The organism is Williamsia sp., from assembly GCF_016462415.1.
Lineage (GTDB): Bacteria > Actinomycetota > Actinomycetes > Mycobacteriales > Mycobacteriaceae > Williamsia_A.
In genome coordinates this window covers 1-13,690 of sequence record NZ_JAEMTF010000010.1, presented here as the reverse complement: position 1 = coordinate 13,690, position 13,690 = coordinate 1, and the positions used below count along the sequence as shown (strand labels likewise).

The 13,690-nt window shown below is 68.8% G+C and carries 16 protein-coding genes; 8 read left to right on the top strand and 8 right to left on the bottom strand.

The window, feature by feature from the left end:
• Nucleotide 1 precedes the first annotated feature (1 nt).
• From JHC79_RS04220 to JHC79_RS04210, 3 genes are read right to left on the bottom strand one after another with little or no spacing between them, the layout of a single operon-like run.
• On the bottom strand, nucleotides 2-688 hold the full coding sequence (locus JHC79_RS04220; protein ID WP_296388669.1) for a uracil-DNA glycosylase: 687 nt from the start codon (nucleotides 686-688) through the stop codon (nucleotides 2-4).
• The gene (locus JHC79_RS04215; protein WP_296388668.1) at nucleotides 688-1,209 is read right to left on the bottom strand and encodes a gamma carbonic anhydrase family protein; all 522 of its coding nucleotides are present in this window, start codon (nucleotides 1,207-1,209) and stop codon (nucleotides 688-690) included. The genes JHC79_RS04220 and JHC79_RS04215 overlap by 1 nt, the downstream gene beginning before the upstream one ends.
• Nucleotides 1,210-1,236: 27 nt before the next feature.
• Complete coding sequence (locus tag JHC79_RS04210) at nucleotides 1,237-2,259, bottom strand: thiamine-phosphate kinase (RefSeq protein ID WP_296388666.1); 1,023 nt, start codon at nucleotides 2,257-2,259, stop codon at nucleotides 1,237-1,239.
• 111 nt (nucleotides 2,260-2,370) lie between these two features.
• Between JHC79_RS04210 and JHC79_RS04205 the strand changes: the two genes are divergently transcribed.
• Together JHC79_RS04205 and JHC79_RS04200 are read left to right on the top strand one after the other, a co-directional pair.
• Nucleotides 2,371-2,616: an Lrp/AsnC ligand binding domain-containing protein gene (locus tag JHC79_RS04205; protein ID WP_296388665.1), complete on the top strand. Its 246-nt coding sequence runs from the start codon at nucleotides 2,371-2,373 to the stop codon at nucleotides 2,614-2,616.
• 3 nt (nucleotides 2,617-2,619) lie between these two features.
• Complete coding sequence (locus JHC79_RS04200) at nucleotides 2,620-3,237, top strand: DUF3515 domain-containing protein (protein ID WP_296388663.1); 618 nt, start codon at nucleotides 2,620-2,622, stop codon at nucleotides 3,235-3,237.
• Between the two features lie 15 nt (nucleotides 3,238-3,252).
• On the opposite strand, the gene JHC79_RS04195 is transcribed toward JHC79_RS04200, so the two are convergent.
• Nucleotides 3,253-4,227: an NAD(P)H-dependent glycerol-3-phosphate dehydrogenase gene (locus tag JHC79_RS04195; RefSeq protein ID WP_296388781.1), complete on the bottom strand. Its 975-nt coding sequence runs from the start codon at nucleotides 4,225-4,227 to the stop codon at nucleotides 3,253-3,255.
• 156 nt (nucleotides 4,228-4,383) lie between these two features.
• On the opposite strand from JHC79_RS04195, the gene cofC reads away from it, so the two are divergent.
• The 3 genes from cofC (at nucleotide 4,384) to JHC79_RS04180 (ending at nucleotide 8,302) form a co-directional block, all read left to right on the top strand.
• Entirely contained in the window at nucleotides 4,384-5,127 is a 744-nt protein-coding gene (gene cofC, locus JHC79_RS04190) for a 2-phospho-L-lactate guanylyltransferase (protein ID WP_296388660.1), read from the top strand.
• Nucleotides 5,128-5,206: 79 nt separating this feature from the next.
• Complete coding sequence (locus JHC79_RS04185) at nucleotides 5,207-7,369, top strand: RNA degradosome polyphosphate kinase (protein ID WP_296388779.1); 2,163 nt, start codon at nucleotides 5,207-5,209, stop codon at nucleotides 7,367-7,369.
• A gap of 15 nt (nucleotides 7,370-7,384) precedes the next feature.
• Nucleotides 7,385-8,302 (top strand): NUDIX hydrolase, encoded by a 918-nt coding sequence (locus JHC79_RS04180; protein ID WP_296388658.1) that lies wholly within the window; start codon nucleotides 7,385-7,387, stop codon nucleotides 8,300-8,302.
• Nucleotides 8,303-8,400: 98 nt separating this feature from the next.
• Here JHC79_RS04180 and JHC79_RS04175 read toward each other — a convergent pair whose 3' ends face one another.
• The 3 genes from JHC79_RS04175 to leuC form a co-directional block, all read right to left on the bottom strand.
• A complete protein-coding gene (locus tag JHC79_RS04175; protein WP_296388657.1) occupies nucleotides 8,401-9,060 on the bottom strand; it encodes an HU family DNA-binding protein in 660 nt (219 codons plus the stop codon).
• Between the two features lie 168 nt (nucleotides 9,061-9,228).
• A complete protein-coding gene (gene leuD, locus JHC79_RS04170) occupies nucleotides 9,229-9,816 on the bottom strand; it encodes a 3-isopropylmalate dehydratase small subunit (RefSeq protein ID WP_296388655.1) in 588 nt (195 codons plus the stop codon).
• 30 nt (nucleotides 9,817-9,846) lie between these two features.
• Nucleotides 9,847-11,274, bottom strand: a complete 1,428-nt coding sequence (leuC, locus tag JHC79_RS04165) for a 3-isopropylmalate dehydratase large subunit (protein ID WP_296388653.1) — start codon at nucleotides 11,272-11,274, stop codon at nucleotides 9,847-9,849.
• 103 nt (nucleotides 11,275-11,377) lie between these two features.
• Here leuC and JHC79_RS04160 point away from each other — a divergent pair, with 103 nt between their 5' ends.
• Together JHC79_RS04160 and JHC79_RS04155 are read left to right on the top strand one after the other, a co-directional pair.
• Nucleotides 11,378-12,085 carry an IclR family transcriptional regulator gene (locus tag JHC79_RS04160; RefSeq protein WP_296388651.1) on the top strand — a complete coding sequence of 236 codons (708 nt, stop codon included), beginning with the start codon at nucleotides 11,378-11,380 and terminating at the stop codon, nucleotides 12,083-12,085.
• Nucleotides 12,086-12,123: 38 nt separating this feature from the next.
• Complete coding sequence (locus tag JHC79_RS04155; protein WP_296388649.1) at nucleotides 12,124-12,621, top strand: PPOX class F420-dependent oxidoreductase; 498 nt, start codon at nucleotides 12,124-12,126, stop codon at nucleotides 12,619-12,621.
• A 25-nt stretch (nucleotides 12,622-12,646) separates the two neighbouring features.
• Here the strand turns inward: JHC79_RS04155 and JHC79_RS04150 are convergent, their stop codons facing one another.
• The gene (locus JHC79_RS04150; RefSeq protein WP_296388647.1) at nucleotides 12,647-13,024 is read right to left on the bottom strand and encodes a hypothetical protein; all 378 of its coding nucleotides are present in this window, start codon (nucleotides 13,022-13,024) and stop codon (nucleotides 12,647-12,649) included.
• A 68-nt stretch (nucleotides 13,025-13,092) separates the two neighbouring features.
• On the opposite strand from JHC79_RS04150, the gene JHC79_RS04145 reads away from it, so the two are divergent.
• Nucleotides 13,093-13,590 carry an NADAR family protein gene (locus JHC79_RS04145; protein ID WP_296388646.1) on the top strand — a complete coding sequence of 166 codons (498 nt, stop codon included), beginning with the start codon at nucleotides 13,093-13,095 and terminating at the stop codon, nucleotides 13,588-13,590.
• Nucleotides 13,591-13,690: the final 100 nt, after the last annotated feature.

Genomic DNA, 13,690 nt, shown 5'->3' with positions numbered 1-13,690 from the left:
CTCAGGGCAGGGTCCAGTCGATCGGGTCGGCACCGAGTTCCTCCAGCGCCGCGTTCGCGCGGCTGAACGGCTTGGACCCGAAGAAGCCCCGGCTCGCCGACATCGGCGACGGGTGTGCCGAGGTGATGGTCGGGATCTCGGGCATCCACTGCTGCAGCGACCCGGCGTCCTTGCCCCACAGGATCGCGACCAGCGGGGCGTCTCGGGCCACCAACGCCTTGATCGCACACTCGGTGACGTCCTCCCAGCCCTTCCCGCGATGCGATGCGGGTGCGCCCGGGGCGACGGTGAGAACGCGGTTCAGCAGCAGCACGCCACCGTCGCTCCACGGGGACAGGTCACCGCTGGTCGGCCGGGGCAGCCCGAGGTCGTCGACGTACTCGGTGAAGATGTTGCCCAACGAACGCGGCACCGGCCGGACGTCGGGCGCGACGGAGAAGCTGAGCCCGACGGCGTGCCCGGGCGTCGGATAGGGGTCCTGTCCGACGATGAGGACCCGCACCCGGTCCATCGGGGTGGTGAAGGCCCGCAGCACGTTCTCCCCGGCGGGCAGGTATCGCCGACCGGCGGCGATCTCCTCCCTGAGGAAGGTCCCCATCGACGCGATCGTGTCGGCCACCGGTTCGAGCGCGGCCGCCCACCCCGGGTCGATGAGGTCGGTCAGCGGACGGGGTCCGTCGGCGGCCATCAGTCGACCCGCCGCAGGTGGTCGCGGTAGTACTGGGCGTTCTGGAAGTACATCTCGACGTTGAGGTCGACGTGTCCCTCGGCGACCTCGTGACCCGCACGTATCTTGGCGGGCACACCGAGGGCCATCGCGCGGGCGGGCACGGCGAAGTCGAACGGCACCACCGCACCTGCTCCGACGACCGCGCCGTCGCCGATCGTGGAACCGTTGAGCACCACCGATCCGGACGCGATGAGGCAGTTGTCCCCGACCGTCGCGCCCTCGACGTGCGCGTTGTGGCCGACGACGCAGTTCGCGCCGATCGTCGTGGGGTGGATGGGTGTGCAGTGGATGACGGTGCCGTCCTGGATGTTCGTCATCGCGCCGATGGTGATGGTCCCGTAATCACCGCGGAGCACCGCACCCGGCCACACCGAGACACCGGCGGCGAGGGTCACCGCCCCGATCACCGTCGCGTCGGGGTGCACATAGGCCCCCTCGCCGAGTTCGGGAACGCGATCGTCCAACGCATACACAGCCATTCCGACAATCTAGCGGCAGCGATCTCCTCAGAAGCTCTGCCACCCGGGGACGGCGGGCGCGGAACCGTCGACGCGCACGGGGCGCTCGTCGTCGCGGGCGAGAACCGAACCGATCACCGTCCAGCCGGCGGGCGGGGTGTCGGAGAACGCGGCGAGCAACTGGTGATCTTCGCCTCCCCCGATCGCCCACCCGGCCGGATCGACGCCCAGCTCCGCGCCGGCCTCGACGAGTCCGTCGGCCATCGGGATCGACGCCGCGACGACGTCCAGCGACACCCCCGACGCTCGGGCCATCGTCTCCAGTTCGGCGCCGAGCCCGTCGGACACATCGGTCATCGCGTGCGCGCCGTGTACGGCGGCAACCACCCCGGCGGCGAGATCGACGATCGGGACGCGATGCGCGGCAACGAGATCCGGGTACGACTGCGCCCGACCGGCCACCAACAGGGCGAGCCCGGCGGCCGAGGAACCCAGCGGTCCGCTCACGGCGAGACGGTCTCCGACCCGTGCACCCGAGACCGGCACCGCCGCGCGACCGTCGGTTGAGCCGAACACCGTGACGGTCACCACGATCTGATCCGCGGACACCACATCACCGCCCACGACCCGGGCGCCCACGGCGACCGCGGCCTCGTTGAGTCCGCGATTGACGGCGAGAACCCAGTCAACGTGGGTGGTCGGCGGACAGGCGATCGAGACCACCAGCGCCGACACCCGACCACCCATCGCGGCGATGTCGGCTGCACTCTGGATCGCCGCGCGTCGACCGATCGCCTCCGGCGCCGACCACTCGAGGCGAAAATGCCTGTCCTGCACCAGGGTGTCGGTGCTGACGATCAGATCCGACGACATCGCGATGACGGCCGCGTCGTCACCGGGACCGATCAGCAGACGGTCGGAATCGGCGGGCAGATCGGCCGCGGCCCGCGACGACATCGCGGTGAGCCGACCGATGAGCCCCTGCTCACCGAGGTCGGCGACGGTGGGACCCGAGCCCGGCGAGTCGGGTGGTCGCGACACGTCGCCGCCGGAATCGTTGGCGCCCACCACCGCGGTTCCTCCGGTCTCGTTGATTCGCGCACCGGACGGTTCGTCGGTGACAATGTGTGCCAGTCTATTCACCGGCGTGTCGGGTGGGACCTACTGAGGAAGGGGAAGGCCGTGGTTCAGGCATACATTCTGATCCAGACCGAGGTGGGTCGTGCCGCCCAGGCCGCCGCCGCCATCGCGGAGATCGCCGGCGTCGCATCGTCGGAAGAGGTCTCCGGCCCCTACGACGTCATCGTGCGCGTGAGCGTCGACGACGCCCACGACCTCACCGCGACCGTGGTCCCCAGCATCCAAGGGGTCGTGGGCATCACCCGGACCCTCACGTGTCCCGTGGTCACCGACGTCCGGGCCGTCTGACCCGTGGCATCCGGCACCCATGACGCAGACGACCCCGGCACGTCCGACACCGACGCCCCCGACACCGATGCCGCCGCGTCGGACGCCGACCGGTCCCCCGCCGCACCCGGGCGACGCAGCCCGGCCCTGATCGCGACCATCGTCGCGATCCCGGTGATGGTCGTCGTCCTGTTCATCGTCTTCGCCGCCGCCAAGAACACCAGCTCACCGGGCCCGTTGCCGCTGCAGTCCGCGGCTGCGCCGCAGTCGGGTGAGCAGGGCTGCGCCCGGTTGATCGCCGCACTGCCCCAGAAGTTCGAGAACTTCGGTGAGCGCACGGAGTCCGACGGACTCATCCAGTGGGCCAAGGGCGGCGATTCACCCGGCCCGGTCCAGCTGCGCTGCGGCGTGCCCCGCCCCGACGACCTCGCGCCGACCTCGGCCCTGCAGACCGTCGATCCGGTGCAGTGGTTCCAGCGGGCGCCGAAGGAGGGCGAGAAGGGCGCGCTCTGGTTCGCCGTCGATCACCGCCCGTACGTGGCGCTGTGGCTGCCGAACAACTCCGGCAACGGCGCCATCTCCGACGTCTCGAAGATCATCGAGCAGGTCCTGCCGCTCGCCCCGATCGATCTCGGTTCCTGAGACGACGCCCGCGCGTCACTCCGGCTTGGTGCTGCGGCTCAACAGCGCGATGATCGCGTCGCGCACCCCGAGCCCCTCGTGGCAGACGCGGTGCACCGCGTCGGTCAGTGGCATCTCCACGCCGTGGCCGGCCGCCAGCGCGCGCACCGACGAACACGACTTCACACCTTCGGCCACCTGACCGTTGGTGGCCTCCTGGGCCTCGGTCAGGCTGCGTCCCTCGCCCAGGCGGGACCCGAACGACCGGTTGCGCGAGAGCGGTGAGGAGCACGTGGCGACCAGGTCGCCGACACCGGCCAGACCGGCGAACGTCTCCGGCTTGGCGCCGAGCGCCTCCCCGAGCCGGATGGTCTCAGCCAGTCCGCGGGTGATGATCGAGGCCAGGGTGTTCTCGCCGAGTCCGGCGCCCGATGCCATCCCGCAGGCCAGCGCGATCACGTTCTTGACCGCCCCGCCGATCTCACAGCCCACCACGTCGGTGTTGGTGTACGGGCGAAAATACGATGTGCTGCAGGCGTTCTGGATGTCCACCGCGCGCGACTCGTCGGGGCACGCCACCACGGTCGCCGCGGGTTGGCGCTGCGCGATCTCGCGCGCGAGATTGGGGCCGGACAGTACCGCGATGCGGTCCGGATCGGCGCCGGTGACCTGCGCGATCACCTCGCTCATCCGCATCAGGGAGTCGCTCTCCACCCCCTTGGCCAACGACATCAGCGTCGCGTCCGGCGAGATGGACCACCCGGCGAGGTTGGCGCGCAACGACTGCGACGGCACGGCGCACACGACCAGGTCGGCACCGTCGAGCGCCTCGTCGGCCGAACTCACGGCGCGCAGGGAGTCAGGAAGGGTGATGCCCGGCAGATAGTCGGGGTTGACGTGGTCGTCGGCGATCGAGCGCGCCAGCTCGGGGCGCCGCGCCCACAGGACGGTGTCGGTACCCGCGTCGACCAGTACCGCGGCCATCGCCGTTCCCCAGGATCCCGAACCCATCACGGCAGCGCGCACGAACAAACCTCCTCGACCACGGCCGTCGACTCCGGCCCGCCACCACACTAGTGCCCCGCCCGCGCTGCACGACCGACTGCAGATCCGGTGGTGACACACCTCGGATGACGGCCTGGTCCCGCGCTGTCGCATAGTGGGGTGATGGAGCACGCGACACCTGAGGGGACCTCGGCCGCGCCGGGGGCTCGGCCGATCGCGGCGGTCCTGGCGGTCAAGGGGCTCGCCGATGCCAAGACCCGCCTGTCCCCGGTGGTGCCTGCCGCTGCGCGCAGGGCCCTGGTGCTGGCGATGATGAGCGACACGATCACCGCTGCACGTGCCTCCGGAATCGACGACATCGTCGTGGTCACCCCGGACCCCGAGGTCTCCGCGGCCGCCCGTCGGCACGGCGCACGGGTCGTCGCCGATGCGCCCGCGGGCGTCGCGGATCCGGCGATGAGTTCGCTGAGTTCGCTCAACCGGGCTCTGGCCCGGGGTATCGACGCCGCCATCGGGTCACTCGATGCACGGATCGTCGTGCTGCAGGCCGATCTTCCCGCCCTGCGGGCAGAGCATCTGCGCGCCGCGATCGCACGGGCGCACGGTCACCGCCAGGCCATCGTCACCGACCGCTCCGGGTCGGGCACCGCGATGCTCATCGTCGGCGACACCACCGACGTCATGCCCCGGTTCGGCGTCGGGTCCGCGCAGGCGCACCGCGATGCGGGCGCGGTGGATCTCGTCGCCGAGGGCGGCGAGTCGTGGCCGGATCTGCGCACCGACGTCGACACGGTCGACGATCTCGCCGCGGCGATGACCCTGGGCGTCGGTCGCGCCACAGCACAGGTGCTCGCCGAGGTCGGACTCGGCTCCCTTGCCTCCACGCCGACGCCGCATGCGTCATGATGGTGGCGTGGCTTCCCAGGACAGTTCACCCGTAGATGCATCCGCCGACGGCGACGTCGCGACACGACCGCCGGAGGTCATGACCCCGGCTCTGCCGGTGGCGCCGCCCGCCGCGACACTCGTCCCCGACGCGGGCGCCGACCTCCCCGAGGACCGCTACCTCAACCGTGAACTGAGTTGGCTCGACTTCAACTCCCGCGTTCTGGCCCTCGCCGAGGACACCTCGCTCCCCCTGCTCGACCGGGCCAAGTTCCTCGCGATCTTCTCCTCGAACCTCGACGAGTTCTTCATGGTCCGTGTGGCCGGACTGAAACGACGCGACGAGACCGGGTTGTCGGTGCGTTCGGCCGACGGGCTCTCGCCCCGCGAACAGCTGTCGATGATCGCCAAACGCACACAGCAGATCGCCGAGCGGCATGCCCGCGTGTTCATGGACTCCGTCCGACCCGCACTGGCGGACAACAACATCCACGTCGTGTCCTGGGATCAGCTCGCCGACGACGAGCAGGTTCGGATGTCGGAGTACTTCCACGAGGAGGTGTTCCCGGTCCTGACCCCGCTCGCGGTCGACCCGGCACACCCCTTCCCCTACATCAGCGGACTGAGCATCAACCTCGCCGTCACCGTGTCAGATGTCGCCGAGGGCGGCGAGCACTTCGCGCGTGTCAAGGTGCCCGACAACGTGAGTCGCTTCGTCGAGGTCGACAAGTTGATGTCCCGGTCCGGTCGCTCGCAGGGCGACGACGACGGCCCGGCGGCGACGATCCTGCTGCCGATGGAAACGCTCATCGCGGCCAACCTCGGACATCTGTTCCCGGGGATGGAGATCGTCGAGCACCACGTCTTCCGGATCACCCGCAACGCCGACTTCGAGGTCGAGGAGGACCGCGACGAGGACCTGTTGCAGGCTCTCGAGCGCGAACTCGCCCGACGCCGCTTCGGATCGCCGGTGCGACTCGAGGTCGCCGACGACATGAGCGAGCACATGCTCGAACTCCTGCTGCGCGAGCTCGACGTCAACCCCGCCGACGTCATCGAGGTCCCCGGGATCCTCGACCTGTCGTGTCTGTTCCAGGTGTTCGCGCTCGACCGTCCCGCACTCAAGGACCGCCCCTTCGTCCCGGCGACACATCCGGCCTTCGGCGAACGCGAGACCCCCAAGAGCGTCTTCGCGACGCTGCGCGAGGGCGACGTTCTGGTGCACCACCCCTACGATTCGTTCTCCACGAGCGTGCAACGGTTCATCGAGCAGGCCGCGTCGGATCCGCAGGTCCTCGCCATCAAACAGACGCTCTACCGCACCTCCGGCGACTCCCCGATCGTCAACGCGCTCATCGACGCCGCCGAGGCGGGCAAGCAGGTGGTCGCCCTCGTCGAGATCAAGGCCCGCTTCGACGAGCAGGCGAACATCAAGTGGGCACGGCAGCTCGAGCAGGCGGGGGTACACGTGGTCTACGGACTCGTCGGCCTCAAGACCCACTGCAAGACCTGCCTCGTCGTTCGCCGCGAGGGGTCGACGATCCGTCGCTACTGCCACATCGGTACCGGTAACTACAATCCCAAGACCGCGCGACTCTACGAGGACGTGGGCCTGCTCACCGCGGCCCCCGACATCGGCGCCGACCTGACCGACCTGTTCAACACGTTGACCGGGTACTCGCGCAAGCACGAGTACCGCAACCTGCTGGTGGCACCGCACGGTGTCCGGGCGGGCATCATCGCGCGCATCAACGCCGAGATCGAGCACCACCGCGCCGGTGACGAACGCGCCCGAATCCAGTTGAAGGCCAACGCCCTCGTCGACGAGCAGGTGATCGACGCCCTCTACCGCGCGTCACAGGCGGGCGTGCCGGTCGAGATCGTCGTGCGCGGCATCTGCGCGCTCCGGCCGAACGTCCCCGGGATCAGTGACAACATCACGGTCCGGTCGATCCTCGGCCAGTTCCTCGAGCACTCCCGGATCCTGCACTTCGGGGCCCTCGACGAGTACTGGATCGGCAGCGCCGACATGATGCACCGCAACCTCGACCGGCGTATCGAGGTGATGGCGCAGGTCCGCGATCAGCGACTGACCCGTGAGATGGGCGAGATCTTCGCCTCCGCACTCGATCCCACCACGCGCTGCTGGGTCCTCGAGGCCGACGGCGGCTGGACCGCGTCCCCCGCGGCCGGTGAAAAGGTGCGCGATCATCAACGCGAGATGATGCGCCGACACCGCAGCAGGGCCGACAACTCCGCATAGCGACGACCCAACGCGATGACGTCACAGAAGAAATCGGTGTACGCGGCCGGCGGCGTGGTCTGGCGACCGGTCGTCGGTGACCAGCCCACGATCGAGGTCGCGGTGATCCACCGACCCCGATACGACGATTGGACGCTGCCCAAGGGCAAGTGTGAGAACGACGAGACCTTCGTCGCGACGGCCGTCCGTGAGATCGCCGAGGAGACCGGCTATTCGGTCCGCCTCGGTCGTCATCTCCGGCGGGTCGACTACGACCTCGGCTCATCGAGCCGCAAGTACGTGCACTACTGGTCGGCACAGGTCACCGGCGGTGAGTTCGTGGTGAACGAGGAGGTCGACGAGATCGAGTGGTGCTCGGTCGCGGACGCGCGCGCCCGGCTCAGCTACCGAGCGGACCGGAAGGTGTTGGCCGAGTTCGCCCGTCTGCCCGCCGACCTCCACACCGTGCTCGTGGTCCGCCACGCCAAGGCCGGTCGGTCGGCACGGTACCGGGGCGACGATCGCCTCCGACCGCTCGAGCCGTTCGGATGGACCCAGGCCGAGCGTCTCGTCGAACAGTTCGTCGCCTTCGGCGGTCGGTACCTGCACGCCGCCGACCGGACCCGATGCCTGCAGACCCTCGAACCGCTCGCCGTGGCACTCACGGCGCCGATCCGGGTGGAGCCGGCGCTGTCGGAGGAGAGCTACCGGGAGGACCCGGAGTCCGCGCTGGCCCGCGTCCGGGAGATCGCGCGCGCCGACGATGTGCACGTGATCTGTAGCCAGGGCAAGGTGATTCCCGGTCTGCTGGCGTCGTGGATCGGAGCGGGTCCGGCGTCCATGCCGCGGACCCGCAACCGCAAGGCGAGCATGTGGGTGCTCAGCCTCGACGGCGACGATGTCGTCGCCGTGGACCACATCGACAGCCCACTGCGCCGGGCCGACTCCGACTGACCTCCACGCGCAGAGACCCCGGACACAGGCAACCCCCGACGGCGGGAAGTCCGTCGGGGGTTGTCAGCTGGTCGATAACGCCGATCGTCTGACGACGATCAGCGAGCGCGTGCCTTGCGGGCCGGAGCCTTCTTGGCTGCGGTCTTCTTGGCGGGAGCCGCCTTCTTGACTGCGGCAGTGGCCTTCTTGGCCGGAGCCGCCTTCTTCACCGCGGTGGTCGCCTTCTTGGCTGCGGTGGTGGCCTTCTTGGCCGGAGCCGCCTTCTTCACCGCGGTGGTCGCCTTCTTGGCTGCGGTGGTGGCCTTCTTGGCCGGTACGACCTTCTTCGCCGCGGTGGTGGCCTTCTTCGCCGGAGCCGCCTTCTTGGCCGGTGCCGCCTTCTTGGCCGCGGTCTTCGCCGGGGCCTTCTTGGCCGCGGTCTTGGTGGGGGCAGCAGTTCCGCTGCCGCGCTTGACCGCCGGTCCGGAGGCGCTCAGCTTCTGCTTGCCCGCGACGACGGCCTTGAACTGGGCGCCGGGACGGAACGCGGGAACCGACGTCGGGCGGACCTTCACGGTCTCACCGGTGCGCGGGTTGCGCGCGACCCGAGCGGCGCGCTTGCGCTTCTCGAAAACGCCGAAACCGGTGATGGTCACGCTCTCACCTTTGTTCACCGCGCGAACGATTGTGTCGACGACGTGCTCGACAGCGTCTGTCGCCGTGCGACGGTCGGTGTCCAACTTCTTCGTAAGCTCTTCGATGAGCTCTGCTTTATTCATGGGTTCAACCTCCGCAAGCTGGTGGCCCACGTTGAGCCAGCTACAGCACACGGTAAACGTGAAAATCGAAAAGTTCCACGTCCTACGTGGATAAAGTTTCGGTGTCGCGATGTACGTAGTCCTCCAAGGACATACGGTGTCGGCCCTCAGGAGATCCTCAGGCGGGGTTCACAGGGTTACCGGTTTCCATACGGGCCTTACCTTTTCGAACTCAGAAATGGCCTCTACCTGGCGTAATGTCAATCCGATGTCGTCGAGCCCCTCCATCAGACGCCACCTCGTGTAGTCGTCAATCCCGAAGCGCACCACCAGGTCATCGACCGACACGGTTCGATCCTCAAGGCTGACCGTGATTTCCGTCCCGGGCGTTTCTTCGAGCCTTTTCCAGATCAGTTCGACGTCGGACTGCTCCACCTGAGCCGCCACCAGACCCGCTTTTCCGGCGTTTCCGCGGAAGATGTCGGCGAAACGGGACGAGATGACGACCCGGAATCCGAAGTCCGAGAGAGCCCAGACGGCGTGCTCGCGCGAGGACCCGGTGCCGAAATCGGGGCCGGCCACGAGCACCGAACCCCGCGACCACGGCTCGTTGTTGAGGATGAAGTCCGGGTCGTTGCGCCAGGCGGCGAACAGACCGTCCTCAAATCCGGTGCGGGTGACCCGCTTCAGGTACACCGCCGGGATGATCTGGTCGGTGTCGACGTTGCTGCGGCGCAGGGGTACGCCGATTCCGGTGTGGGTGGTGAACGGTTTCATGATTCCTCGCGGGTCGTGTGGCGGAACTGGTCAGGCGTTCAGATCGGCGGGGGCCGAGAGCCGCCCGCGAATCGCGGTGGCGGCGGCCACCTCCGGCGAGACCAGGTGGGTCCGGCCGCCCTTGCCCTGACGGCCCTCGAAATTGCGGTTGGAAGTCGACGCGCAGCGCTCCCCCGGGGCCAGCTGGTCGGGGTTCATGCCCAGACACATCGAGCAACCCGCCTGCCGCCACTCCGCACCTGCGGCGGTGAAGATCTCGCCCAGGCCCTCGGTCTCGGCCTGCGCGCGGACCCGCATGGAGCCCGGGACGATGAGCATCCGCATACCTTCGGCGACGGTACGACCGCGCAGGATCTCGGCGACCGAGCGCAGGTCCTCGATCCGCCCGTTGGTGCACGAGCCGACGAAGACGGTGTCGATGGAGATGTCGCGCAGCGGGGTGCCGGGGATCAGATCCATGTACGCGAGGGCTTTTTCGGCCGACGTCGCCGCCGAGGAGTCCCCGAACTCGGCGGGGTCGGGGACGGTCGCGCTCAACGGGGCGCCCTGCCCTGGGTTGGTCCCCCAGGTGACGAAGGGGGACAACGTGGTGGCGTCGATGCGCACCTCCTCGTCGTACACCGCCCCGGGATCGGTGCGCAGGCTCTCCCAGTGCTCGACGGCGCGATCCCAGTCGTCACCGGTCGGCGCGTTGGGCCGGCCCTGCAGGTAGTCATAGGTCGTCTGGTCCGGCGCGATCATGCCCGCGCGGGCCCCCGCCTCGATCGACATGTTGCAGATGGTCATTCGCGCCTCCATCGACAGCTTCTCGATGGCCGGGCCGCGGTATTCCAGGACGTATCCCTGGCCTCCGCCGGTCCCGATCTCGGCGATGATCGCCAGGATCAGGTCCTTGCTCGTCACGCCGACGGGCAGTTCACCGTCGACGGTGATCGCCATGGTCTTGAACGGGCGCAACGACAGGGTCTGGGTCGCGAGGACGTGTTCGACCTCCGAGGTGCCGATTCCCATTGCCAGCGCACCGAATGCACCGTGCGTCGAGGTATGGCTGTCGCCGCACACGATCGTCATGCCCGGCTGGGTGAGCCCGAGCTGGGGACCGATGATGTGGACGATGCCCTGCTCGACGTCTCCCATGGGGTGCAGTCGGATCCCGAACTCGGCGCAGTTGCTGCGCAACGTGTCCACCTGGGTCCGCGACACCACGTCGGCGATCGGCTTGTCGATGTCGATGGTGGGGACGTTGTGGTCCTCGGTGGCGATGGTGAGATCGGGCCGACGGACCGGCCGCCCGGCCAACCGCAGCCCCTCGAACGCCTGCGGCGACGTCACCTCGTGGACGAGATGGAGGTCGATGTAGATGAGGTCCGGATTGTGCTGCCCACTGGCATCGGCCTCGCCGTACTGGACGACATGTTCGGCCCAGACCTTCTCGGCCAAAGTCTTCGCTGTACTCATTGCGTCATCACCACATTCGCGTGCATATCAATATTCGGGAGTCTAGTATCGACCTGTGAGACATATTAGCGCACCGACGACGACCGGTGGGACGGGTTCGCCCATGGTCGTCAGCGGGGTCGGTGTACTGGACAAGTCGGTCGCGGTGCTGCGGTCGATCGCCGAGAGCCCCTGCAATCTCAACGAACTGTGCGTCAAGACCGGCCTGCCCCGCGCGACGGCCCACCGGCTCGCGATGGGCCTCGAGACGCACCGCCTCCTGGTGCGCAACGCCGCCGGACAGTGGTGCCCCGGCCCGGCCCTGGCCGAACTCGCCGCGGAGGCGACCGACACCGTGCGCGAGGCCGCGATGATGGTGCTGCCGCGTCTGCGCGAGATCACCGGTGAATCGGTGCAGTTGTATCGACGTGAGGGCACCCAGCGCATCTGCGTCGCGGCGATGGAACCGCCCACCGGCCTGCGCGACACGGTGCCCGTGGGCGCCTACCTGCCGATGACCGCCGGGTCCGGGGCCAAGGTCCTGCTGGCGTGGGCCGATCCGGCGACGCAGCGGACCCTGCTGACCGACAGCGCGTTCGGCGAGAGGACGCTGCTGGAGATCCGCAGGCGCGGCTGGGCGCAGAGTGCCGGCGAGCGGGAGGCCGGCGTCGCGAGCGTCTCCGCGCCGGTCCGCGACGCCGCCGGCGACGTCGTCGCCGCGATCTCGGTCTCCGGGCCGATCGACCGCATGGGCCGCCGACCCGGATCCCGCTGGGCGGCCGACCTGCTCGCCGCGGCCGACGCGATCCACAAACGCCTGTTGCACGCCTGATCCACCTCGCATCACCACCACTGACAGGAGCCCCTCGCATGGGAAACAACCAACGGTCGCAGATCGTGATGAGCGACGAGGAGATCGAGTCGTTCCTCACCCGCAGCCGCACTGCGACATTGGCGACGCGCTCGGCGTCGGGCTCGGTGCACCTCGTGGCCATGTGGTACGCCCTGCTCGACGGCGAGATCTGGTTCGAGACCAAGGCCAAGTCCCAGAAGGCGGTCAACATCCGCCGCGACCCGACGGTGTCGGTGATGGTCGAGGCGGGCGACACCTACGACACCCTGCGTGGTGTCGCGGTCGAGGGCCGCGCCGAGATAGTCGACGACCCCGACACCCTGCTGCGGGTGGGGATCAGTGTGTGGGAGCGCTACAACGGCGAGTACTCCGAGGAGGTCAAGCCGTTCGTCGACGCGATGATGAACAAGCGGGTCGCGGTGCGCGTCGTCGCCGAACGCACCCGCAGCTGGGATCATCGTAAGCTCGGTCTCCCCGAGATGCCGTTGGCCGGCAACACCGCTCAGTACCTCTGAGGCCTTCCCCGGCCGAGTGTCTCGGTCAGCTCGCCGGTCCGGGGGCCGACGGGCGGCGCTCGGTCGACCGCCTGTCGACGGACTCGCCCACCCCGTCGATCGCGCCGCGGATCAGCGCTCCGTAGTCGCCGTCGGGCAGTGCCGACGCCCGTTCCCGTGCCGCGGCGAGATGCTCGGCCGCCGCGTCGAACGATCCGAGCCGCCGGAGGTTGTCGGCCAGGTTCAGGTGGAGCGACGGGTAGAAGCCGGCCACCTGCAGGCTCGCGTGGTGGTGCTGCGCCCAATCGTCGGTCAGCGCGTCCGCGGCGTCGAGTGCGCGCACGTCCCACATCAGCGCCCGGGCCGGGTCGTCGTACAGATCGGCCAGATGATGCGCGCGGATCGTAGGGAGTTGCACCGACACCGGCGATCGGTGCGACGATGAACACGCACGCACTCGCGTCGCCCGGCTGTGAGGACCCCTCCCCTGTCATGACCGATCCCCGGCCACTCGTCATCGGCTCCTTCACCGGCGCGTACGCCTACCTCGCGAGCGCCGCTCCCGTACCGACCCCGTTCCGGGGCACCGTCTTCTCGTCCAGCGAGCACGCTTTCGCAGCCGCACGAGCCGCACACCCCGATGACGTCGTCCACATTGCGTCCATCGAGTCCGCCGAGGACGCCACCGCGTTCGGTGAGTCCGTCGAGGCCGTCGAGGACTGGGGCGTCGACCGCTATCAGGCGATGGAGATCATCGTCGCCGCCAAGTTCGCCCACAACGCCGACCTCGGCGTGGCGCTCGCGGCCACCATGGGCAGCGTCCTGGTCAACGGGAACACCGCGCACGATCAGATCTGGGGAACATGTGTGTGCCCGGAGCACATCGATGTCGACGGCGACAACGCACTGGGCGTGATCCTCATGTCGGTGCGGATGCGTCTGGCCGCCGAACTCGCCGCACCCGACCCCTTGGAAACAGAAAGTCCGTAGCACTTCGTCTCGCTGAGCGAGACGAACTGCTACGGATTTCTTCTGGTAGCCCCGACGGGATTCGAACCCGCGCTACCGCCTTGAGAGGGCGGCGTCCTAG

What these genes read in the sequence shown, in the direction of transcription:
- JHC79_RS04220 (WP_296388669.1), bottom strand. Translation starts at nt 688, where the DNA reads ATGGCCGCCGACGGACCCCGTCCGCTGACCGACCTCATCGACCCGGGG.
- JHC79_RS04215 (WP_296388668.1), bottom strand. Translation starts at nt 1,209, where the DNA reads ATGGCTGTGTATGCGTTGGACGATCGCGTTCCCGAACTCGGCGAGGGG.
- JHC79_RS04195 (WP_296388781.1), bottom strand. Translation starts at nt 4,227, where the DNA reads ATGGGTTCGGGATCCTGGGGAACGGCGATGGCCGCGGTACTGGTCGAC.
- cofC (WP_296388660.1), top strand. Translation starts at nt 4,384, where the DNA reads ATGGAGCACGCGACACCTGAGGGGACCTCGGCCGCGCCGGGGGCTCGG.
- JHC79_RS04185 (WP_296388779.1), top strand. Translation starts at nt 5,207, where the DNA reads ATGACCCCGGCTCTGCCGGTGGCGCCGCCCGCCGCGACACTCGTCCCC.
- JHC79_RS04180 (WP_296388658.1), top strand. Translation starts at nt 7,385, where the DNA reads ATGACGTCACAGAAGAAATCGGTGTACGCGGCCGGCGGCGTGGTCTGG.
- JHC79_RS04175 (WP_296388657.1), bottom strand. Translation starts at nt 9,060, where the DNA reads ATGAATAAAGCAGAGCTCATCGAAGAGCTTACGAAGAAGTTGGACACC.
- leuD (WP_296388655.1), bottom strand. Translation starts at nt 9,816, where the DNA reads ATGAAACCGTTCACCACCCACACCGGAATCGGCGTACCCCTGCGCCGC.
- leuC (WP_296388653.1), bottom strand. Translation starts at nt 11,274, where the DNA reads ATGAGTACAGCGAAGACTTTGGCCGAGAAGGTCTGGGCCGAACATGTC.
- JHC79_RS04160 (WP_296388651.1), top strand. Translation starts at nt 11,378, where the DNA reads ATGGTCGTCAGCGGGGTCGGTGTACTGGACAAGTCGGTCGCGGTGCTG.
- JHC79_RS04155 (WP_296388649.1), top strand. Translation starts at nt 12,124, where the DNA reads ATGGGAAACAACCAACGGTCGCAGATCGTGATGAGCGACGAGGAGATC.
- JHC79_RS04145 (WP_296388646.1), top strand. Translation starts at nt 13,093, where the DNA reads ATGACCGATCCCCGGCCACTCGTCATCGGCTCCTTCACCGGCGCGTAC.